At 68.8% G+C, this 20,106-nt stretch carries 18 protein-coding genes and 3 tRNA genes; 9 read left to right on the top strand and 12 right to left on the bottom strand.

Going from position 1 to position 20,106, the window contains the following annotated elements; genetic code table 11:
* Positions 1–111: 111 nt before the first annotated feature.
* Entirely contained in the window at positions 112–813 is a 702-nt protein-coding gene (locus ACFO6V_RS06340; RefSeq protein ID WP_377133360.1) for a DUF3800 domain-containing protein, read from the bottom strand.
* 215 nt (positions 814–1,028) lie between these two features.
* On the opposite strand from ACFO6V_RS06340, the gene ACFO6V_RS06335 reads away from it, so the two are divergent.
* On the top strand, positions 1,029–4,598 hold the full coding sequence (locus tag ACFO6V_RS06335; RefSeq protein ID WP_377133358.1) for a discoidin domain-containing protein: 3,570 nt from the start codon (positions 1,029–1,031) through the stop codon (positions 4,596–4,598).
* A 69-nt stretch (positions 4,599–4,667) separates the two neighbouring features.
* Positions 4,668–5,933 (top strand): alginate lyase family protein, encoded by a 1,266-nt coding sequence (locus ACFO6V_RS06330; RefSeq protein ID WP_377133356.1) that lies wholly within the window; start codon positions 4,668–4,670, stop codon positions 5,931–5,933.
* A 33-nt stretch (positions 5,934–5,966) separates the two neighbouring features.
* Here the strand turns inward: ACFO6V_RS06330 and ACFO6V_RS06325 are convergent, their stop codons facing one another.
* Complete coding sequence (locus ACFO6V_RS06325; RefSeq protein WP_377133354.1) at positions 5,967–7,067, bottom strand: chorismate-binding protein; 1,101 nt, start codon at positions 7,065–7,067, stop codon at positions 5,967–5,969.
* Positions 7,068–7,257: 190 nt separating this feature from the next.
* Here ACFO6V_RS06325 and ACFO6V_RS06320 point away from each other — a divergent pair.
* The 3 genes from ACFO6V_RS06320 (at position 7,258) to ACFO6V_RS06310 (ending at position 7,556) form a co-directional block, all read left to right on the top strand.
* A tRNA-Gly gene (locus ACFO6V_RS06320) sits at positions 7,258–7,329 on the top strand.
* A gap of 68 nt (positions 7,330–7,397) precedes the next feature.
* Positions 7,398–7,468 (top strand) — tRNA-Cys (locus ACFO6V_RS06315).
* A 13-nt stretch (positions 7,469–7,481) separates the two neighbouring features.
* Positions 7,482–7,556 (top strand) — tRNA-Val (locus ACFO6V_RS06310).
* 85 nt (positions 7,557–7,641) lie between these two features.
* Here ACFO6V_RS06310 and ACFO6V_RS06305 read toward each other — a convergent pair.
* Entirely contained in the window at positions 7,642–7,950 is a 309-nt protein-coding gene (locus ACFO6V_RS06305) for a DUF7677 family protein (protein WP_377133351.1), read from the bottom strand.
* Between the two features lie 407 nt (positions 7,951–8,357).
* On the opposite strand from ACFO6V_RS06305, the gene ACFO6V_RS06300 reads away from it, so the two are divergent.
* Together ACFO6V_RS06300 and ACFO6V_RS06295 are read left to right on the top strand one after the other, a co-directional pair.
* Positions 8,358–8,630, top strand: coding sequence for a hypothetical protein (locus ACFO6V_RS06300; protein ID WP_377133349.1), 273 nt, complete (start codon positions 8,358–8,360; stop codon positions 8,628–8,630).
* Positions 8,627–9,748 (top strand): HAD family hydrolase, encoded by a 1,122-nt coding sequence (locus ACFO6V_RS06295; RefSeq protein WP_377133347.1) that lies wholly within the window; start codon positions 8,627–8,629, stop codon positions 9,746–9,748. The genes ACFO6V_RS06300 and ACFO6V_RS06295 overlap by 4 nt, the downstream gene beginning before the upstream one ends.
* 110 nt (positions 9,749–9,858) lie before the next feature.
* Here ACFO6V_RS06295 and ACFO6V_RS06290 read toward each other — a convergent pair whose 3' ends face one another.
* Positions 9,859–10,146, bottom strand: coding sequence for a hypothetical protein (locus ACFO6V_RS06290; RefSeq protein WP_377133345.1), 288 nt, complete (start codon positions 10,144–10,146; stop codon positions 9,859–9,861).
* A gap of 385 nt (positions 10,147–10,531) precedes the next feature.
* Between ACFO6V_RS06290 and ACFO6V_RS06285 the strand changes: the two genes are divergently transcribed.
* The gene (locus ACFO6V_RS06285) at positions 10,532–11,203 is read left to right on the top strand and encodes an SAVMC3_10250 family protein (RefSeq protein ID WP_377133343.1); all 672 of its coding nucleotides are present in this window, start codon (positions 10,532–10,534) and stop codon (positions 11,201–11,203) included.
* On the opposite strand, the gene ACFO6V_RS06280 is transcribed toward ACFO6V_RS06285, so the two are convergent.
* From ACFO6V_RS06280 to ACFO6V_RS06270, 3 genes are read right to left on the bottom strand one after another with little or no spacing between them, the layout of a single operon-like run.
* Positions 11,200–11,730, bottom strand: a complete 531-nt coding sequence (locus tag ACFO6V_RS06280) for a GNAT family N-acetyltransferase (protein ID WP_377133341.1) — start codon at positions 11,728–11,730, stop codon at positions 11,200–11,202. The genes ACFO6V_RS06285 and ACFO6V_RS06280 overlap by 4 nt on opposite strands.
* A 29-nt stretch (positions 11,731–11,759) precedes the next feature.
* Entirely contained in the window at positions 11,760–13,322 is a 1,563-nt protein-coding gene (locus tag ACFO6V_RS06275; RefSeq protein WP_377133339.1) for an asparagine synthase-related protein, read from the bottom strand.
* A 27-nt stretch (positions 13,323–13,349) separates the two neighbouring features.
* Positions 13,350–13,511: a hypothetical protein gene (locus ACFO6V_RS06270; protein ID WP_377133337.1), complete on the bottom strand. Its 162-nt coding sequence runs from the start codon at positions 13,509–13,511 to the stop codon at positions 13,350–13,352.
* 197 nt (positions 13,512–13,708) lie between these two features.
* Between ACFO6V_RS06270 and ACFO6V_RS06265 the strand changes: the two genes are divergently transcribed.
* Entirely contained in the window at positions 13,709–14,383 is a 675-nt protein-coding gene (locus ACFO6V_RS06265) for an HAD family hydrolase (RefSeq protein WP_377133335.1), read from the top strand.
* Positions 14,384–14,392: 9 nt separating this feature from the next.
* Here the strand turns inward: ACFO6V_RS06265 and ACFO6V_RS06260 are convergent, their stop codons facing one another.
* From ACFO6V_RS06260 to aroA, 5 genes are all read right to left on the bottom strand, one after another.
* Positions 14,393–15,727, bottom strand: coding sequence for a helix-turn-helix domain-containing protein (locus tag ACFO6V_RS06260; protein WP_377133333.1), 1,335 nt, complete (start codon positions 15,725–15,727; stop codon positions 14,393–14,395).
* A 137-nt stretch (positions 15,728–15,864) separates the two neighbouring features.
* Positions 15,865–17,052 carry a damage-control phosphatase ARMT1 family protein gene (locus ACFO6V_RS06255; RefSeq protein ID WP_377133331.1) on the bottom strand — a complete coding sequence of 396 codons (1,188 nt, stop codon included), beginning with the start codon at positions 17,050–17,052 and terminating at the stop codon, positions 15,865–15,867.
* A 27-nt stretch (positions 17,053–17,079) separates the two neighbouring features.
* Positions 17,080–17,820: a GNAT family N-acetyltransferase gene (locus ACFO6V_RS06250; protein ID WP_377133329.1), complete on the bottom strand. Its 741-nt coding sequence runs from the start codon at positions 17,818–17,820 to the stop codon at positions 17,080–17,082.
* A 62-nt stretch (positions 17,821–17,882) separates the two neighbouring features.
* A complete protein-coding gene (locus ACFO6V_RS06245; RefSeq protein ID WP_377133327.1) occupies positions 17,883–18,746 on the bottom strand; it encodes a PHP domain-containing protein in 864 nt (287 codons plus the stop codon).
* Positions 18,743–19,999, bottom strand: a complete 1,257-nt coding sequence (gene aroA / locus ACFO6V_RS06240; RefSeq protein ID WP_377133325.1) for a 3-phosphoshikimate 1-carboxyvinyltransferase — start codon at positions 19,997–19,999, stop codon at positions 18,743–18,745. The genes ACFO6V_RS06245 and aroA overlap by 4 nt, the downstream gene beginning before the upstream one ends.
* Positions 20,000–20,106 lie beyond the last annotated feature (107 nt).

Here is a 20,106-nt window from a genome sequence, read left to right as displayed (position 1 = left end):
AACAACCGATAGACGGATTACGGGAGGTCGACTTAGTATTGGAGCACGCGATAGGGAGAAATCCTGAGCGTCTTGCCTCAGCCCCCGCCTCTGGCGGGGGCTGCTGTGCTTCTACGGCTTCCAGATCCGCTCCTTGCGCATGCTCGGCGCGATGACCGACCACAGCTCCTCATTCGCTCGAGCGGCCCGCTTGTCGGTCTCGACCACGTCCGCCACTCGCTGGTGGAGGAATGCAACCAGGTCGGCCGCTTGAACGAGACGGCTCATCTCCGACGAGACGAAGTAGACGGTGTCGACGATGCGACGCGGTTGCCCCCGGTATCCCCAGACTGCTCGGCTCCTCGTCCCACGGAGCGCCTCTTGCGCAGCGCGTGCCGTGTGGTGCTCGTCGGCAACGACGATCAGATCCTGGCCACGTCGATCCGCGTAATGATCGAGCTTTTCGAGAAGGTGTAGAAGCGTCGTCACGTGCTCGTCGTGCTCGTCCGCGTATCTGCTCTGGAAGCGTCCGCGATCGAGCCCTTCCACAAAGAAGACTTCGCAGTGCTCGGCGACCACTTCGAGCGACTGCTTGTATATCGAGATGCGTGCACGCGTCAGGCGGCGGAGGGGTGCCCAGCCTTCGGTTGCCTGGAACAAGTCGTGGCCGTGGAGTTCGTCATCCGGCTCGATTCCGTCGTACGTCGCGGCTGCACGGTCCATCACGGAATTCAGGCCGTCGAGCAGCAGGCGCGCATTGTCCTGGTGGACGATCAGGCCAATGGTTCGGTAGTGCAGACGGTTGGACGACTCGTCGATGAAGGCCAGGAGCACCGGGCCAGGCTAGAGCGGTTGAGGGAGTCGCGCAGCGCGAGACTGTGGTCCGACGCCGCGATGGCTCTGTTACCAGAAGCCGCAGCCCTTGTGCTGTCCGGTACGTCGGGATAACGTATTCCTGGGATAACGATATCCCGACTCACGACGAGGTGACGACAGCGCGGCCCGGTGCCGCGCTCGGCCCGCAGAGCTGCGGCCGTGGAGGGAGCACGATGAGGCAACGCACGTCCAGGCTGCGCTCGAGAGCGGCCGCACTGTTCACCACGGCGGCCGTCGTGATCGCCGGCATGGTCCCGGCGTCCGCGGCGGTGGCTGACGACGTCGGCCACGCCGAACTGCTGGCCGGCCAGGCAGCCGTGCAGCCGGTCGAGATCCACCGGACGGTGAGCGAAGCCGGGTTCGCACACCCCGGCGTCGGGCTGACCGCTGACCACCTCGAGAACATGCGGACCCAGGTGCGCGCCGGCGTCGAGCCCTGGGCGAGCTACTACGACGCCATGACGCAGACCAGATACGCCGCCGTCGACTTCAAGGCATCGATCCAGGGGCCGACGGACGAGCAGCCGACCGCCACCGCGTACGACACCGCGAGCATGCGCAGCCGCCAGCACGCCGACAGCATCGGCGCCATGACGCAGGCGCTGATGTACCTGGTCACCGGCGACGAGCGGCACCGCGCCAACGCACTGCACGTGATCCGCACCTGGAGCAGCCTGGACCCGGCCAGGTACAAGTACTTCCCCGACGCGCACATCCACACCGGCGTCCCGCTCTACCAGACCCTGGTCGCCGCCGAGATCATCCGCTCCACCGAGCCGGCGAACGCCGAGCTCGACGGCTACGACCTGCGCTGGACCGAACGCGACGAGCAGCGGATCGAGGGCAACCTCGTCCGCCCGGTGCTCGACACGTTCCTCTACTCCCAGAACCGCCTGTGGAACCAGCACCTGTACGGCGTGATCGGCATGGTCTCCGCCGCGATCTTCCTCGACGACGCCGAGCTGTATGCCGAACGCGTCGAGTGGTTCACCGTCAACGCGGGCTACGAGAGCGAGCACACGATCAACGGCGGGGACGTGAACGGCTCGCTGGCCTCGCTCTTCCGCCTCATCGACTCCGGCGACCCGCTCAACCCGTACGGCAAGGACTTCGTCCAGCACGTGGAGATGGGCCGCGACCAGGCGCACGCCGAGGGCGACGTCGACCTCCTGGCGGCCCTGGCCCGGATCGTGCACAACCAGGGCACCGAGATCGACCCTGTCGACGGGACCGTCTCGACCGCGCCGGACGCCGTCAGCCCGTACGAGTTCCTGGACAATCGCATCCTCGAGGGAGGCGACGTCTTCGCCGCCTTCATGATGGGCGAGGAGCCGCCCTACATCGACACCTCCGGCGGATCGGGCAAGCTCTCCGAGGCGTACCGCGGACGCCTGCGCGAGCCGCTGAACGAGCTGTACTACCAGTACAAGTACGTCGCGGGCGTGGACGTCGAGACGGAGGCACCGTTCGTCGCCGAGCTGTACGAGCACGGCGACGGGCCGCTGTACCGCTACGGCACCGCGGTCTCGAACTTCTGGAACGAGAGCGGCTCGGACTTCACCGGCGCCGAGTACTGGGTGGCGTTCCCGCCCGAGCTCGCCCAGGAGGACGTGACGGTGCCGCCCGTGGGCGACGGGCCGGAGCTGCCCCTGGGGAAGTTCGGCCACACCCTCGGCAGGGGCGCCAAGCAGCTGACCGACGACGCCGGGCAGAGCTTCGTGCGGCTGAACGCCACGAAGGACGACGCCCGGGTCGCCGTGCGCCGGGTCGTGTACCGCGACCGCAGCAGCACGGCGCTGGTCGGCGTGCGGGTCCGCACCCAGGGCACCGCGACCCTGGAGGTCGCCCGCACCTCGCACGACGAGCCCTTCACCACGGTCCAGCTCCCGGATACCGGCGGGAAGTGGCGGTACGTCTGGTTCGACGTCGCCTCGAGCAAGGTGCCGAACGCCGGGGCCAACCTCGTGGTGCTCCGCGCGACCGCGGGCAGGACCTCCGTGGACGTCGCGGGCCTGCTCGCCGACGCGAACGGGACGCTCGCCCCGCCGACCTTCGGCGACGGCCCGTCGCTGGACGTCGTGGCCGTGGCCGGCGAGCCCTACACCCGGGACCTTGGCGTCACGGACCCCGACGGCGACTTCTCGCTGAGGCTCCAGGACGCGCCCCGCACCGCGAAGGTCTTGGCGGACGGCACATTCACGTGGAGGCCGTACGCGCAGGGGGCCGAGCGCCTCCTGGTCGTCGCCTCCGACGACCAGGCCGACACCGCGCTGCCTGTGTCCCTCACCGTCGCGCCGGACCGGGCGGGTGCCGTGGGCGCGCTCCTGGACGGGCTGGCGGAGCCGGCGTCCTACACGACCGCGAGCTGGACGCCGGTCGCCGAGGCGCGGACCGCGGCGCTGGCCGCCGTGGACGGTGTGACGCCGGCGGAGTTCGGCGTCCTGCTGGAGGGCCTGCGGCTGGCCGTCGCCGGCCTGGAGCTGCTCGACCCGCGTCTGCCGGACGGCACGCTCGACTTCTCCCGCATCGTCACCTCGGACCAGCTCGCGCCGAACACCCTCCTGGCGCTGACCGACGGGGACAGCCAGTCCACCTGGGGCGACCTGCGGGTGCCGAGCGTCGTGCTCGACCTCGGTCCGGGCTACCGCGTCCGGGCCGACGGCTTCGGGTTCCTCGCCCGGGACACGTTCCCCAACCGGGCCGAGGGCACGAACGTCTACGGGTCGTCCGACGGCGAGGCCTGGACGCTGCTGACCGAGCACCCCAACGCGGGCGACGACACGAACATCGAGCAGGTCGCGGTGCGCGAGGCGGAGCGCGACAAGGAGTTCCGGTACCTCAAGCTCCAGATCGACGAGCCCGGCGCGCCGACCGACCCCGCGTACCCGGCAGTCATCTGGACCCTCGCGGACTTCCGGATCGACGGCGAGCGGACCGAGGCGGACCTCGACCTGCTGCTCGCCGAGGCGGAGGCCGCCGACCTGTCGGGCTGGTCCCGTGGCTCGGCGGTCCGGTTCACCCGGGAGATAGAGGCGGTGCGCACCGCCGCGGTGCCGGGAGCGGACGACAAGGCCCTCGCGCAGCGTGTCCTCTCCGCCTGGGACCTGCTCGAACGGCCGACGCCGGAGCTTGCCTCCGTCGCGCGCCAGTGGGTCACCGCGAGCACGCCGTCGTGGGACGGGCGCCTGGACGCGGCGGCCAACGGCTGGGCGATGTTCGACGGCGACCCGGCCACCTTCACCGACACGACGCAGGCCGCGGGCTGGGTCCAGGTGGTTCCCGACGACGGCAGCACCTTCCACGTGGAGGCCGTGCGGTACGTGCCCCGCTCCACCCACGTGAGCCGTGCCGAGGGGATCCAGCTCCAGGGATCCACCGACGGCGGCAGGACCTGGCAGACCTTCGCCACGATCAAGGGCGCGACGTCGGGCTGGAACCAGATAGATCTGCCCGAGCCCGTCGACACGGGCGCGATCCGCGTCCTGGCCGGCTCCGGCAGCACCAACCTGGCCGAGGTCGCGCTCGTCACCAGCACGGTGGACCGCTCAGCGCTCGACCTGTACCTGGCCGAGACCGCGGACCTCGTTGCCGCGGACTGGACTGCGTCGTCCTGGCAGCGGCTCGACGCCGCCCGCGAGGCGGGGCTCGCGCTCCGCTCGGCAGGCGCCGCCCCCGACCAGGAGGAGGTGGACGCCACCACCGACGAGCTCGCCGCGGCCGTGGCCGCGCTCGAGGCGGCCTGAGCTCCGGCCGGCCGGCAGCTGTGCCCGTTATCTATGGCCGTTGTCAATGACGACAGAACGGAAACCGCGATGACCGCACGTGAAGAAACCCCGCACACCGGGACGGACGGCGCCTCGCGCCGCGCCTTCCTCGCCGGATCGTCCCTGGCGGTGCTGGCCGGGCTCTCCGGCAGCGCGCTGGCGGCGCAGTCGGCGTCCGCCGCACCGGCGAGTCCTGCCGCCGTGCTCGCCACCCACCCGGGCATGCAGCACACTGCGGCCCAGCTGACCGCCGCCCGCAGCCGGGTCGCCGCAGGCGCCCAGCCGTGGACCGCCGGCTGGGGCCGCCTCGTCGCGAACGGACGGTCCGCCGCGACGTGGCAGCCGCGCCCGCTCGCCGACGTGATCCGGGGCGGGACCGGCGAGAACTACGCCCAGATGTACCCCGACATCCACGCGGCCTACCAGAACGCGCTGCGATGGCACGTCTCGGGTGACGAGGCGCACGGCGCGGCGGCGTCGCGGATCCTCAACGCCTGGTCCGGCACCATGCGGTCGCTGGGCGGCAACGCGGACCGGTACCTGGCCGCCGGCCTCTACGGGTACCAGTTCGCCAACGCGGCCGAGCTCGTGCGCAACCGTGCTGACTTCGACCGCGGGCGGTTCGCGGACATGCTGCTGGGCATCTTCCACCCGATGAACGAGCAGTTCCTCACCAGCCACAACAACGCGGTGATCACCAACTACTGGGCCAATTGGGACCTCTGCACCATGAACTCGGTGCTGGCGATCGGGATCTTCACCGATCGTTCGGACCTGGTCCAGCGCGCGGTGGACTACTTCGAGGACGGCGCCGGGAACGGCTCGATCCGGCACGCGGTGCCCTTCCTGCACGACGTCGACGGCGGGCTCGGGCAGTGGCAGGAGGCGGGCCGCGACCAGGGGCACACCATGATGGGCATCGGCCAGATGGGCGCCTTCTGCGAGATGGCCTGGAACCAGGGCATCGACTGCTACGGGTACGACAACAACCGGTTCCTCAAGGGCGCGCAGTACGTCGCCAAGTACAACCTGGGGAACGACGTCCCGTTCACCGACTACACGTGGCAGTCCGGCCCGAACACGACGGCGCCGCACGTCGGCTGGTCGACCCACACCGAGGTCAGCTCCGCCAGCCGGGGGCAGCTGCGGCCGGTGTGGGCGTCGGTCCTCGCGCACTACAGCGGGCGGAAGGGCCTGGAGGCGGGCTGGGTGCGTCAGATGGCGGAGCGCGTGCGCCCCGAGGGCGGGGGCGGCGACTACGGCTCGACGTCGGGCGGGTACGACCAGCTCGGGTTCGGCACGCTGATGTACTGATCCGCCGCCACGCCGGTCACCGGCCGGCCGCCGTCACCGGGGCTCCGACGCCAGCGCGACCAGCCGCTCCGCCTTGAGCTCGGTCTCGTGCCACTCCGCCGTCGGGTCGGAGCCCCAGGTGATGCCGGCGCCGGTGCCGAAGCGGAGCACGCCGCCGCTCCCGTCGTCGGCCCACCAGAACGTGCGGATGCCGACGGCGAGGGAGGCCTCGCCGTCGGCCACCCAGCCGACCGCGCCGCAGTACGGACCGCGAGGGACGGGCTCCAGCTCGCGGATGATCCGCAGCGCGCTCGACTTCGGCGCGCCCGAGACCGAGCCGGGGGGAAACGTTCCGGCCAGCAGACGGCGCCACAGCTCGCCGGAGCGGACGACGTCGTCCGACAGCGTGCCGCGCACCCGCGAGACGAGGTGCACCAGGCCGGGGTGCTCCTCGACCTCCAGCAGCGAGGTGACCGCGACGGTGCCGGGGCGGCACACGGTCTGCAGGTCGTTGCGCACGAGGTCGGTGATCATGACGTTCTCGGCGCGGTCCTTCTCGGTGAGCCCGTCGGGTGTGCGGGCGGTGCCCTTGATGGGGCCGGACTCGACGACGGTCCCGGTCCCCGGCTCGTCCCGCACGGACAGGTAGAGCTCGGGGGAGGCGCTCACCACCCATACCGGGTCCAGCCCGGTCGCGGCGGGCACGTGGACGGCGGCCGCGTGCGGCGCCGGGTTCCCCGCGGCGAGCCGGGCGGCGAGCGCCCGGGCGTCGGGTTCTGTTCTTGCTGGACCGACGGCGAGGGGTGCGGACAGCACCCGGCAGATGTTGGCCTGGTAGACGTCGCCCTCGCGCACGTGCTCGCGCACCCGGCCGACGGCGGCCTCGTAGCCGGCCTGGTCCATCGAGGAGGTCCAGGTGTCGGCCGGGGGACCGGTCCAGGTGGTGGCGGGTGGCGTCCCGGCGTCGTGCACGGTGGTGAACCGCCAGGCGCGGGCCTGGCCCGTCGTTCCTGATTCCGAGGCTGCCTCGAAGTCTGCGACGACGAACCAGGTTCCGGACGCGAGCCGTTCGGGCTCGGCCAGGACGTCGATGCATTCGACCGCGTCCGTCGCGACGCGTCCGGCGAAGCTCGCCCATCCCGTGTCTCCGGTCACGTCGGACGGCGGAGCTGCGGGAGTCGGGCGGGACGGAACCGGGCGAATCGTGCGGTTTGCGGGCGGATGGGCCGGGCTGGGGGACACGGGACAACCGTACGGCGGCGCGACCGATTGGACGGTTAGCCCTCTGGTCGATTAATGTTCAGAACGCCGGAACACCGGGGGAAACCCCAGGATGCCCGGCATCGCGGACGTAGCTCAGTGGTAGAGCATCACCTTGCCAAGGTGAGGGTCGCGGGTTCAAGTCCCGTCGTCCGCTCGGAAAAAACGCCGCTCTCGTAGATCTTCGGCTGATGAGAGCACGCCTAGGTTGTAGGTTGGCCGGGCGGTGGGTTGGCCGAGTGGCGAGGCAGCGGTCTGCAAAGCCGTATACACGGGTTCGAATCCCGTACCCACCTCGCACAGCAGCATGGGCGATTGGCGCAGCGGTAGCGCGCTTCCCTGACACGGAAGAGGTCACTGGTTCGATCCCAGTATCGCCCACCATGCACGACAGGCCCTCTGGCCGGCGGAGACGCTGGCTGGGGGGCCTGTCGCATGTCCGGGGCTGGTGGCAGCTGAGCTGCGGCCGTCAGTAGAGCGCGACTTCCCAACCCTCAAGTTCGGGCTCACCCGGCGGCAGGCTCCCGGTGCAGTACTGGTAGAGCCATGCTGCTGCTCGCCGCTCGGCGTGCTTCTCGTTCACGGGTTCGCCCTCGTCGTCGAGTTCTAGGACGTTGGCGAAGATCGCGAACAGCGTCTCCATCTGGCTTGGTGAGTCGCGTAAGTCGTCCCAGTAGTCGATCCCATCGAGGAGCGGATGCCCGACCGACCCGCGAGCAACCCAACCCGCGAAACGCCGCAGCGCGCCCGATGTCCCGTGCGACAGTTTCGTGCTCATGGCGGCGACTCTAGGGGCTCCGGATCCCCCGTGTGTGCGGTCTGCCTGGTGCCGTCGCCGGCTTGATGAAGGTGCTCTTGGACCGTGCTGAAGGTCGCTTCAGAGCATCGCCGGTCACAGAGCATGGCCGAGCCCTGGAATGTCGGTGCGACAAGGGTGCGTCAGTACCGCGACCGCCGTGCGCTACAGACGAGTAGGTGTCCCGGGTTCGATGGGAAGGGTAGGAGAGTCCTCGTTCCAGTAGCCTCTCACCCGACCCGGAGCGTGAGCGATGCAGACCCAGACCAGACCCCCAGCCGGTGCTTCGTTGCATCGTAAATTCGGAGCGACCCGATGATCGGTCTACGCCCGGTCGCGCTGAATATGTCGCCGCGCGGACCACGAACGAGATCGACCGCCAGCACCGCTTGGTCGCGACCTACGCGGAGACGGAGGGCTTGGCGCTGTCGGAGACTCTCGATGACACCCGTGACGGGCTCACGATCAGCCAGGTGACCGAAGCTGCCCGTGGTCACGGCGCGAGCATCGTGCTGGTCCCGGCCGAGGCGAGACTTGCCGAGGCGTATGCCCGGCTCGCCTACGAGCTGGAGCAGCACGGCATGCGTTGCGTCCTGCTTGGCGGCCCGCATCCAGCGATCCAGCGCGGACGTGTCTTGGCTGGTCTCGGGGGTCGGTCGTGACCGCCGTCGGGACGCACGTCAAGATGCTCGTCGCCCTTGATATCGATGGGACCGTCATGTCGTCTGGCGGCGTCGTCGCCGCTGCGGTGCGCCGGTCGATCGGGTTGGTGCGTGCAGCGGGGCACCTTCTTGTGCTCGCCACGGGGAGGTCTCTTGCCGGGGCGCTGCCGGTGGCCGAGCTTCTCGGACTGGCTGACTGCTACGTGGTGTGCTCGAACGGGGCGCTGACGATCCGCCTGGACGCGGGCGCGCCCGGCGGCTACCACTACGCCCGCAGCGAGCTGTTCGACGCGACCGCTGTCATTCATCGTGCCCTGGAGCTGCACCCTACGGTTCGGGTAGCGGTCGAGGAGCCCGGCTGGGGCTGGAGGGTAAGCGCGCCGTTCGGGCCAGGGCAGCTCAACGGTGAGCAGAAGACGGCCTCTGTTGCGGACCTCTGCGTCAGCCCTGCGACGAGGATGGTGCTGGCGGCGCCAGGGGTACGGCAGCATCTTGACGCGTTGCGCGCGACGGGTGTCACGGTGACTCCCGCTGGTCGGGCGTGGCTGGACGTGACCGGGACCGGCGTCACGAAGGCGAGCGCGCTGGAAGCTCTCCGAGACAAGCTCGATGTCCCGCGTGAAGCGACAGTCGCTGTCGGGGACTCCGAGAACGACGTCGAAGCGCTCGTGTGGGCGGGACGCGGGATCAGCATGGGCCACGCACCTGCTGCTGTACGTGCTGCCGCGGACGAGGTCACGGGAACGGTTGACGAGGACGGTGTGGCGACGGCGCTCGACCCGCTCCTCCCGGACATCGACACGACGCTCCTGCCTGACCTGGCCGCTCAGCTCGCCGTGGCTGTCGAGTCGGCCCCCGGGGTGGCCAAGCTGCGCGTCTGGCATGGATCTGGCGCCGATCTCGCTGGAGCCGAGATCCACTCCGCTATCGCTCGCGCCTGGGTCCGCCACGCACCGATCGCTGCCATCGGCGGCGTCACCATGCTGGACCTCATCGCCGCCGCGGACATCGCCGGGCTCAGATACCCGACTACGGATCTGGGCCCAAGCGCTCGCTGGACCAGGACCGATCCCGCCATCGGCCCTGCCTTGTACGAGTTGCCGCTGGGGCGGCATTGAAACTCACCGATCCGAATATGCGCCTGCCCATCGACCTGGCCGGCCCTGTTCCACTGACGGTTCGGCCAGCGTCCTGTTCCCACCTGCTTGCAGTGCGTCCCGCGGCGAACTCACTGATCAACACCATCCGTGCCCGAATCCTTGTCGGACCAGTCGGGCGGGTGGCCGTGGAAGAGGTTGGTGACAAGAGCGATGACGGATCGGCGGGCCGCCTCATCAGCACGTGAGAATAGGACTAGCCCGACGAGCACGAAGAGCCCGGCGAGCACGAGGAGCCCGGCGAGCACCGTGACCATAAGATCGCCGCCGTTGACTTCCCGTCCAAGTTGGGAAGCCAGCCCGATGCCAGCGGCGATGCCAACCGTGCTCTTGCCCCATCCTTGACTTCTTCTACGCACCGAGGGATCCCTTCGACGACGAGGCCACTCGCACCTCGTGCGATCTACTGGTCTTCCCAGTAGGGCCCTTCGCCACAGGAAGGTGTGGAACCTTGGTGCTCAGTGACACCCAGGTCGCAATCAATTTCCTGAGACCGTCGTCGAGGGAGGCGACGAGGTCGGCGCTGTTGCGTGGCATGTCGGTCATGTCAAGGAAGGTGCAGATCCCCTGCGTGGTGACAGCGGGAGCCGAAACTCGTGGAAGTGTGATTCCAGCCGAGCTCGAAGCGTCGTCCTCAGGTGCCCGCTGGCTGACGTCGGCTAGCGCATGACGCTCCACCGGTGGACTCCGGCTCGCGTTTGCGTCAGGTCTGGCTAGGTTGACGGGATGCCTCGTCGACCAGCCATGCGTGACTTCATCTACCTCTCGCGAACCCGTGTAGAGCGCATCGCTGCCACACTGCCGCCTAAGGTGGTTGCCCGTCTCAGAGATGTGAGTTTTGGCTTAGGAGTTGTCTCGGCAGGGGTCACCATCGACCGGGACTCGGCTAGTGAGAGAGTTGGGAACTCCGCGTTGGTGGCCGCCATCTCTGAGGTCGAACGAGCCATCCGGAAGGACTACGAGGTGCTTCCGTACGACGATCCTGGGGTCACAAGAGGCGTGTGGATCGAAGGTATCGGCGTCGAGATGGCCTACGGTGTGCCGGACGGGAGCGCCAAGGTGAGGAACGCTGCGGTCTTCACGAGCAGCTCCCAAGAGCGAGCGGTAATGCTCGGCGGTTCCGCCGCAGGGCTGCTTGACCGATCGCCAGACTTGCCAGATCCAACGCACCTTATGTCGAACCCACAGGCGATCCGGGAACTTCTGCGGATGCTGGATGGGCCACTGCCTGATGACTCAGGATCGCTGTACAGCTATGCAATCTCGAATCTGCACGCTTCTATGGCTAGTGCGGGTGGGCTTTCGCGGGTCTCTTTCCTCGCTCTCGCTGTTGATACGCCTCAGGGTCGGCACGGCGAGAACGTCATCATCGCTCTCCCGCTCTATGTGGAACTTGCTCCACTGCTGCGCCGCTAGCGCGCCGGCATCGTCGATGTCTCGGTGAGGACGAGGTCGCTGCGCAACTGCGCGCGGTGCTGGAACATGTGCACGGTGCGGGTCTTGCGTTGGGTCGTGCGTACGAGGGTGTAGCCCTGCTCGCGGTAGAGGTTCGCCAGACCGTCGAAGTAGCACCCGCGGCGTACCCATTCGAGGCTGCGTCGTGCGGCGTGGTCGAGGGCCCACCAGGCGATCTGGGTGCCGATCCGGTGCTCCAGCCAGTCCGGGTGGGTTGCCGTGGTGAACAGGTATAGGGCTGGTTGTGCGGCTTCGTCGTCGGTCCACTCCGGCGGGGCCTGGTCCTGCAGGGTGGTCGTCCCGATGATCTGCTGGCCGGCCTGCACGACCCACATGCCTCCGCCGTCTTCACCTGCCAGGTTGGCGACGGAGTCCGTTGCGTCGCGCCAGCTCTCCATTCCTCGTTGTTCGAGCCAGTCCGAGCGGGCCAGGATGAGGTCCCGCACTCCTGGGCGGTCGGCTGTGGTGCTGGGTCGGATCGTGAACACGGTCGGGACTCCTTGCAGGGCCGGGGCGGTCAGCAGTAGGCGGTGGTGGCGTGGTGGAGGGTGAGGACTTCGAGGAGCTTGGCGTCGTGGTCCTCACCGTAGGTCCCGGACTGGAGGCGGTGCACGGCGGAGGTGATGCCGTCGGGGTCGACGAGCTTCTCCTCGAACAGGAGTGATCCCTCATCGAGCATCTCCTTGAGCAAGGTGACTCCTTGGGTGGTCAGGGCGTGCTGGACGACCTCGGCGAACGACTCGCGGGCGGTGGGGTGGGTGACGTCGTCGGACATGCCGTGGGAGGCCAGGTGCTGGCGCTGGAGCTGCTTGAGCATCCGCCAGTCGTAGGGGAGCTGTTCGCCGAGCGCGACCATGTCCGGGTCGGCGAACGGGTGGACCGGCCAGAGTCCCTCGCGCAGCAGGACAGGTGCGGTGGTCTCCAAGGACAGAAGCGTCATGGAGTTGATCTGAGCCGGTGGTGCGATGCCGTCGTCCGCGAACTCCAGCGCAGCCCGGGTTCGCGCTCCGATCCACGGAAGATCCGCGGCCGTGGAGATGGGCGGGAGCTTCTTGTCCGGGTACTCCTCGACGGACAGGGCGACCATCTCGTCTCCGCCGAGGCCGGTGACAACGCTGGTCGCTCCGGACTGGGCCGTGGCGCGGGCCATGAGGGTGAATGGGTGGTGCAGGGGTTCCTCGGCCGGGCTGATGCGCGCGCCCTGGGTGCGCAGGCAGTCGGCGGCCAGGGGCTGGTGCTCCATCGCGTCGATCAGGATGTCCGTCTCGGCGTACGACATGACGGCGCGCATCTCGGTCCGTCGTCGGATCTGCGAGCCGCGGCCGGGGCCGCCGATCAGGAGTGCCGCAGTGGTCAGACGGCCGGGCCAGCGCGCGGCGGCGCGGGCCGCGATGGTGCCAGAGTCGAAGCCCCCGGTGAGATGGAACAGTGTCCGGTCGGGGTCCAGCGGGCGCTTGTCCAAGACGGCGTCGATGGTGCTGGTGAAGGCGTCGATCACCGCAGCGTCCTGGGACAGGTCGCGAGGGCGTAGGTGGAGCGCGGGTTCCGGGTAGCGGATCACCAGGTGGCCGGCGAAGTACGCGGTAGCGCGCTCGGTCAGGTGCCAGATGCCGGTGAAGAACGTGTCGGTGCTGTAGCGGGGCCGGTACACCAGCAGCCGTGCGGCCTCGCGGACGTTGATCCCGCGCACGTAGCCGGCTAGGTCGGCCATGTCCCACGACCCCGCAAGGACGTGGGCGTCATGGGCGAGATACAGGGGCGTGACGCGAGCGGCCCCGGCAGTCACCTGCACCGGCTCGCTGTCGGCCAGCTCGATCGCCACGAAATCCAGCGGCCACTGCACTGCCAGGCTGCGGATACGTTCGAAGACCGTCGGCGTCACGGTCTCGACGGCCGCCGACGTCGCCCTGGTTCCGGAGGCTCTCTCGCGGACCACGACCAGGGTCCGGGTCTGGTCGGTCACGGCCACCTGCTCGGCGGCGGGGTTCACGACCGGAGTGATCCGGGTCGCTCCGTCCTGGCTCCGGTAGCTCGTGCCGGTCCACATCAAGGGACCGGCAGCACGGGTATCGATACGCATCCGCAGCACGAGATTCAGCCCCTCTCGTCAGACGGCCGTGGTGTCGTAGGTCTTCGCGCCGTCGGACGACCCGGAGACCTTCTTGTAGTCGTGCGCCTCCTCGGGCGACTGCACGAAACGCACGGACCGAGAGCAGAACAGTGTCTCGAAGCCCAGGTCAGGCTTACGCGGCAGCTCGAACATGTCCATCGGGCACCTCCCATGTCGACAACCGGCAGGCGCCGCGCCTGCCCGATACCGATCCAACCGTCCAGCCCGCTGGCATCCCAGCGCACCGCTGATGCATCTCTGTGGCGTTCGTGCTGCACATCACCCCGCAGCCCTTGGCCGGCGCGCTGGCGGCACGGCTCCTCAGGGGGTGACACGTGACTGGTTACGCTGACCCGGTGATTCGCGCTGTGTGGTTCGACGTCGGTGAGGTTCTGGTCAACGAGACCCGCGAGTACGGCACGTGGGCGGACTGGCTCGGCGTACCACGGCAGACGTTCTCGGCGGTTTTCGGCGCGGTCATCGCCCAGGGGCTCGACTACCGGGACACGTTCCAGGTCTTCCGGCCGGGGTTCGATCTCGACGAGGAGCGGGAGATGCGTGCCGCCGTCGGCCAGCCGGAGTGGTTCGGGGAGGACGACCTCTACCCGGACGCGCGTCCCTGCCTGGCCGCACTTCGTGACCAGGGGCTGCAGGTTGGTATTGCCGGGAACCAGACCGTGCGGGCGGAGGGCATCCTGCGCGAGCTCGACCTGCCGAACGACATGCTCGGTACTTCCGACTCCTGGGGCGCGTCGAAGCCGGACGGTGCGTTCTTCGAGCGGCTCCTCGTCGAGGCCGACCTGCTGCCGGGGGAGATTCTCTACGTGGGCGACCGCCTGGACAACGACATCCGACCGGCCCTGGCACTCGGCATCCAGACGGCAGTGCTGCGCCGCGGCCCTTGGGGACACATCCTGCGCGGCGACACAGCGGCGCGGCTCTTGGGCGAGGACTGCGAGGCGCTCTGCCTGTTCCAGCTCGAAACACTCGCCGAGCTGCCCAGCCGCGTCGCGGAGTACAACGCCCGCTGACCGTCTCGCTCAGGCAGGCTGGAGGGTGCGGGCCCGTTCTGCGAGGCGGGTGCCGTGTGGAGTCCCGTCGAACCTGGACATCACGTCGCCGAGCCGATCGATCGCCGCGCTGTACGGCTCTGTCTCCAGAAGAGTGAGTGCCTCGTCTGCGTACGCCGCGCCCTGGTCCGCGTCGAGGGTCCGATGTGCGGCGGCAAGGTCAAGCAGGAGCACCGTGCGCTGCTTGGTCGCCTTGTCGTCGAGCTCGTCGAGTGCGCGCCCGAGCCAGGTCGCGGCGGTGGCGGGCTTGCCGGCCAGCAGCTCGGCGTTGCCGGCGAAACCGGCCAGGCGGCTTGCGTCGTAGAAGTCGAACCAGCCGGGAGCTTCTGTCGATCTGGCCAGAGCCTGCTCGGCGCGACCAGTCAGGTTCCGAGCCTCGACGGCGGACCCGTTGCGGGCATGCAGCTCGGCGGAGACGCAACCTAACCACGACTCCACCAGGCCGCTGGGTCGGTAGCGCAAATGGACCATGGAAAGGTCCAGGTGACGCTGGGCTGCCGTGAGGTCGCCGGCGAACCCAGGGACAAACGCGTGGTGACCGGCTACGACCGCGGCGAGCCACGGGTCTCGGGCGTCCGCCGCAATCGACTCAGCGACGGCAAAGCACCGCTCGGCCAGACGGGGTTGACCGAGGTCGAACAGTGAGACACGTGCCGCGAGTAAGGCCGTGTGCGCGACAGCGGCGGACATGGTTCTGGTCAGATGGTCGTCGCGCGCCGATGCGTTCAGGAGCTGGGTACCCAAGCGGAGGTGACCCAGGGTCACATCGAGCATTGCGGGCGCGTCGAGCGACCAATACAGGTCCCGCTGTACGGCTGCGATCGAGGCGTAGGACTTTACTGAGCGCGGATCGAGCACAGACCTGGGGGATGCCGCAGCCTCAACGGTGCTCAGAGCTGAGACGGCACCAGTGGCGAGTACCAAACGCAAGAACTGCTTGCGCTCCAGCTCGTCGCCCTCGTCCATCAGGATCCTCCACAGCACGTCATCGTCCAGGGTTGCTGGCCCGGGAGGCTCCTCTGCCACTGGCGTCGCGACGACAACCTCCTGCAGCGCGGCCGGATCGAAGACTGCATCCAAATCCACGAGCGAAAGTCCAAGAGCTTCGGCGAGCCGCGGCCGAACCCACGGGAGAGGAACGACCTCGCCTGACTCCCACCGCGCCACTGTGGTCCGCGCAACATTCAGCAGCGCGGCCAGCGCCTCCTGGCTCAGCCCTTGCACCCTACGACGTCGTGCGATCTCCTCGCGCCGGTTGTCCACCGTGCCTCCCTTGGGCTCGACGATGTCTCGCAGGCCACGCACCGGGGCTGCTACACCGCTGGTAACAGGGTGCCGCACGGCTCTGACAACGGGTATCCCGAAGATGCGATGCGTCAAAGGTGCTACAGAACTGCTACAGCGCCGGGCTCTCACAGATTTCGTGGTTGGGAAGGTCGAGCTCAGGAGCGCACGTGGATGACGGCGTGCGTGCCGTCGGTGCGCCATCCAGGCGTGTTGGCCTCCAGCTGCGTCAGGCGATCTGGGTCTACGCCGACGGCGACGTCCGACTTGAGTGTCCGTAGCGCCGCCAGCGGTGCGGGGAAGTAGGACGTCAGGTCCTGGAACGAGGTCGTGGGATCCCAGTGGGCGTCGCCGACGAGGCGCCGGTAGTTCAGGTCGCCCTTGATGATCACGACGGTCGCCTCGGCCAGCTGGGTGGCGAGGTCGGCGGGCAGCTCGTGGAAGCTCAGCGGGCTGCACCAGAAGGCATGGGCGCGGACCTGGAGTCGCCCATCGCCGATTGCGGCACCGAGTCGGTCAGCGATGTCGCCAGCGGTGTCACCTGCCGCCTCCAGGCGCCGTAGAACCTGGAGCAGGTCGGTGGTCGTGGCGTCAGAGACGTAGTAGGGGTGGGGCTTGAGGTGCAGCGTCACCGTTGCGGCACGCCCGGTCGCCAGGAGGCGGTCGATCAGGACGAGGTCGGCAGTCAGTTCCCGGCCGGCGTTGTCCGCGACGAGGTGCACCTGGCCCTGTGTACCTGCACCCAGGAGGCGCCACAGTTCTGCCGAGTCGTCCGCGACGAGGTCGTCGACCTGGTCCTTGCCCTGGGCGGACGGGTCGGACATCCGGAAGCCGAGGTCTGCCCGGTTGCCCCACAGCGAGGCGGTCAGCGCCGCGGACAGGCCGGCTTGCTCGGGGGCCGTGACGAGACGGTCAAGGTCTCCCAGGTCGCGGGCCAGGTCAGGTGTGTCGAGCTCTGCGGTCTTCTGCGGAGCGAACGGGTCGATCCCGGCCCACGGTCCCGAACTGAAGTAGCCCGTGGCTTCCAGCAGGAGGCGGTAGAAGTACGACTCGGACCACAGGAACGGTACGTCCAGCCACCCGCGACCCAGGTACGGGGCTGCCCACTCCTGCCATGCCGCCCGGTCGTGAGCGTCGGCCGGGAGCGGCGGAATGGTGCCATCGATGGTCACCAGCAGCTGGTCGAGCGACTCCTGGATCGCTGGTGGGTAGGGCACGAGCCGACGGACTGTGGCGATCAGCTCAGGGTGCCGTCGCGTCAGCACGCCCCAGGGGAACGAGTCGGGCACGTTCGACACGATGGCCGCAGCGGCCGGAACGGGATGCTGGCCCTCGTCAATGGTCACTCGCTGGCTCCTCGTTCGTCGTCATCTTCAGCGGTTCATGACCCTGGCGGCCGCGAGGGGGCGCCATGACATGCCGAGGCCACGGTAGAGACGGACGGCGGCGGCGTTCCAGCCGTCGACGATCAAAGCGGCCATGCCGTGGCGCTCGACGAGGCTGTCCAGGACGAAGCTGCACACCGCCGCGCCGACACCGCGACCCCGTGCCAGTTCCGCGGTCGCGACGCCGGCAAGGAAGCCGACATCTGGAGCGCTCCAGGCGTCGGCGGCACAGCCCAGCAGCGCTCCCGATTCGTCGCGCATGCCTGCCCAGCGGTGCACACCTGGCCGCCCGGGTCGGGCATAGGAGTCCGGAAACGTGTCATCGAGCAATGCGGTGATGTCATCGCCGTCTGCCGCGGTCAGCCAGGAGGCTGTGCCGCGGCTGCCCGTGGCGGTCTCGGTCTGCATCCATCCGAAGGCGTCGACGAACTCCAGTTCTGGAACTTCGGTCACCACATGCTTGATCAAGTCTTCGTCGCCGATCGGGCGGAATGCAGAGCCGACGTGCGGCAGCACTGCGCGGACCAGAGCCGAGGCGTCCCCGGCAGGGCCTGTGACGGCAAGCCGGTCGCGGCCGGACAGACCCGGCGCCGCCACCGCGGTGGCCTCGCCAACAGAAAATGCGCGCGAGCCACGTGCCGATCCCGCGGCGGCCCACAGCACCAGCGCATCGCCACCAGCCGCGCTGCGCACGTCAGCGAGGCTATTCAGCTCGCGCACGGTGGTCACGAGCGCAGAATAGTCGCAGTAGAAGCCACCGCTGAGGTGCCGTCACCTACCGGGCGGGAGCCTCAGAGGGGCCGCGACCTCGCCCACAGTTCTTCCGCCACGCTTCCTGGTCCGAACCCGAAGTGCTCCAGCATCGCCGTGGCCTCAGGAAAGTTCGCCGCGATCGCGTCAGGCGTGTGCGCGTCGCTGCCGATACTGACCGTCGCGCCGCCTTCTTCGGCCCACCACTGCGGGATCCACGACCAGAGTCGTCGCGTGTTCATCTCGAGGGCTCGGCCGCTCTCGGCGATCGACCGCATCGCGGCTCTGAACTCTTCCTCGAACACGCGCGGATCGAACGGTCCGACAGCTTCGGTAGGCCAGGACCGGACCGCGTAGTCGATGTGCGTGAAGACCTCGAACGCGTCCGACCCCTGCACCATGACGGGGACCTGCTCCAGGTAGGCACGCATGACGACCGCCGGGTCGTGCTCACGGAAGAGCGTCCTCGGTTCCGCGGCACCTCCGCCGAGGTCGAGGGTGTGCAGCGAGCCGAGGACCCGGTCGATCAGGCTCAGGTCGATGATCTCCGTGGCCTGAGCGCCGAACAGGTGCGGCTGCCCGAACTCCACTCCGGTGTGGATCCGGAGATCGGGGAAGTCGTGCCGCATGCGATCGATGGCGTCGAAGTAGCCATCGGCATCGAGCGGGGCGAAGTCGACGCGGCCCGCATCGTTGAGGAAGCCCTGCTGGTGCGGCATCAGGTCCTCGGGCTCGGCGTGCCACGTATCCGGGATGTCGAGGTGCTCGGTGAAGAAGAGCGCAGGCAGGCCGATCCTCACGGCCTGGGCGCAGGTGGCGCGCATACGTCCGACGGCGTGAGAATGCGGGCCGCCGGTGTCCCATGACCACTCGCTGTGAACGTGGCTGTCAGCCGGCAGCGTCATGAGCCGATGCTGCCGGTCGGAGAGGCGAACGAACAGACGACGTCGCCCAGGGCGCTATGGAAGGTCGGGAAGGTCTTCTTCACACACCCCGGGTCGTCGAGCGTGATGCCCGGCGTCCGCAGGCCGGTGACGCTGAAGGCCATGGCGATCCGATGGTCTCCGAAGCAGCGGATCTGGGCCGGGTGCGGCGTGCCGGGCTGGATCTCGATCCAGTCGGGTCCGGTCTCGACCTGGACCCCCATCGCGCGCAGGTTCGTGGCGCAGGCATCAAGCCGGTCACACTCCTTGACCCGGGTGTTGGCGACATCGACGATTCGCGTGGGCCCATCGGCGAAGGGCGCGATGGCCGCCAGCGTGGGCATCGTGTCCGAGATATCGCGCATGTTCACGGTGATCCCGCTGAGCCTGCCGGTACCACTGACCGTCGTCGCTGTGGCGCCCTTGTCGACGTGCGCGCCCATGCGTGCGAGGACGTCGACGAACGCCAGGTCACCCTGCAACGCGTCGACCCCGAGACCGGGCACGGTGATCGACTCTCCCAGCAGTGCAGCCGCTCCGAAGAAGTAGCTTGCCGACGACGCGTCCGGCTCGATCTCGTACCGCCGTGCCGTGTAGGTACCCGGCTCGACGCGGTAGACGCGTCCGGACTGGGTGACCTCGACGCCGAACGCGCGCATCATCTCCGTCGTGATCGCGACATACGGCTGCGAGACAAGGTCGGTGACCTCGACGGTCAACCCGTTCCGCATCAACGGCCCAGCCAGCAGCAGCGCCGTGAGGAACTGCGATGAGGTCCCCGCGTCCAGGCGGACCGAGCCACCGGCGAGCCCCGCGGCGTGCACGGTCACGGGATGATGATCGGGCTCGCCACCGAATTCCAGGTGCGCCCCTAGATGCCGCAGCGCCTCAGTCAGGGGTGCCATCGGACGCCGACGCATCTGGGCCGAGGCGTCGAAGGCGTACCGGCCGTGACCGGTCGCTGCCAGCGACGGCAGGAAGCGCGACGTCGTCGCTCCATCGCGGGTGAACACCTCGGCCGTCTCCAGCGGCGGCCCAGCGGGCGCTCCGCCGATCACCCACGCGGACGCGTCCTGCTCTACCCGGTACCCGAGCAGCCGCAGTCCCTCGGCGAACGCCTCGGTGTCGTCCGAGACCAGCGGGTTCACCAGCGTCGTGTCACCGTCCGCCGCCGCAGCGAGGAAGAGCGCACGCGCCGTCATGGACTTCGAACCAGGGATCTCCACCACAGTCACGCCCCGACGGTAACGGTCCCGCAGACCGTGGGCGCGGAACGATCACGCAGCGAACGATGGGGCCTGCACCAGGAGCCGCGAGCCTGAAGGTGCGGCCCTTGCCGACG

The organism is Promicromonospora alba (genome assembly GCF_042654905.1).
Classification (GTDB): Bacteria; Actinomycetota; Actinomycetes; order Actinomycetales; family Cellulomonadaceae; genus Promicromonospora; species Promicromonospora alba.
The sequence above is the reverse complement of the archived record's forward strand: the minus strand, read 5'-3'. Positions and strand labels throughout refer to the sequence as shown.

Excerpts from the sequence above, each read along its gene's own strand:
- ACFO6V_RS06335 (WP_377133358.1), top strand. The coding sequence starts at position 1,029 with ATGAGGCAACGCACGTCCAGGCTGCGCTCGAGAGCGGCCGCACTGTTC.
- ACFO6V_RS06330 (WP_377133356.1), top strand. The coding sequence starts at position 4,668 with ATGACCGCACGTGAAGAAACCCCGCACACCGGGACGGACGGCGCCTCG.
- ACFO6V_RS06305 (WP_377133351.1), bottom strand. The coding sequence starts at position 7,950 with ATGAGCACGAAACTGTCGCACGGGACATCGGGCGCGCTGCGGCGTTTC.
- ACFO6V_RS06285 (WP_377133343.1), top strand. The coding sequence starts at position 10,532 with ATGCGTGACTTCATCTACCTCTCGCGAACCCGTGTAGAGCGCATCGCT.
- ACFO6V_RS06275 (WP_377133339.1), bottom strand. The coding sequence starts at position 13,322 with ATGCGTATCGATACCCGTGCTGCCGGTCCCTTGATGTGGACCGGCACG.
- ACFO6V_RS06270 (WP_377133337.1), bottom strand. The coding sequence starts at position 13,511 with ATGGACATGTTCGAGCTGCCGCGTAAGCCTGACCTGGGCTTCGAGACA.
- ACFO6V_RS06245 (WP_377133327.1), bottom strand. The coding sequence starts at position 18,746 with ATGACGCTGCCGGCTGACAGCCACGTTCACAGCGAGTGGTCATGGGAC.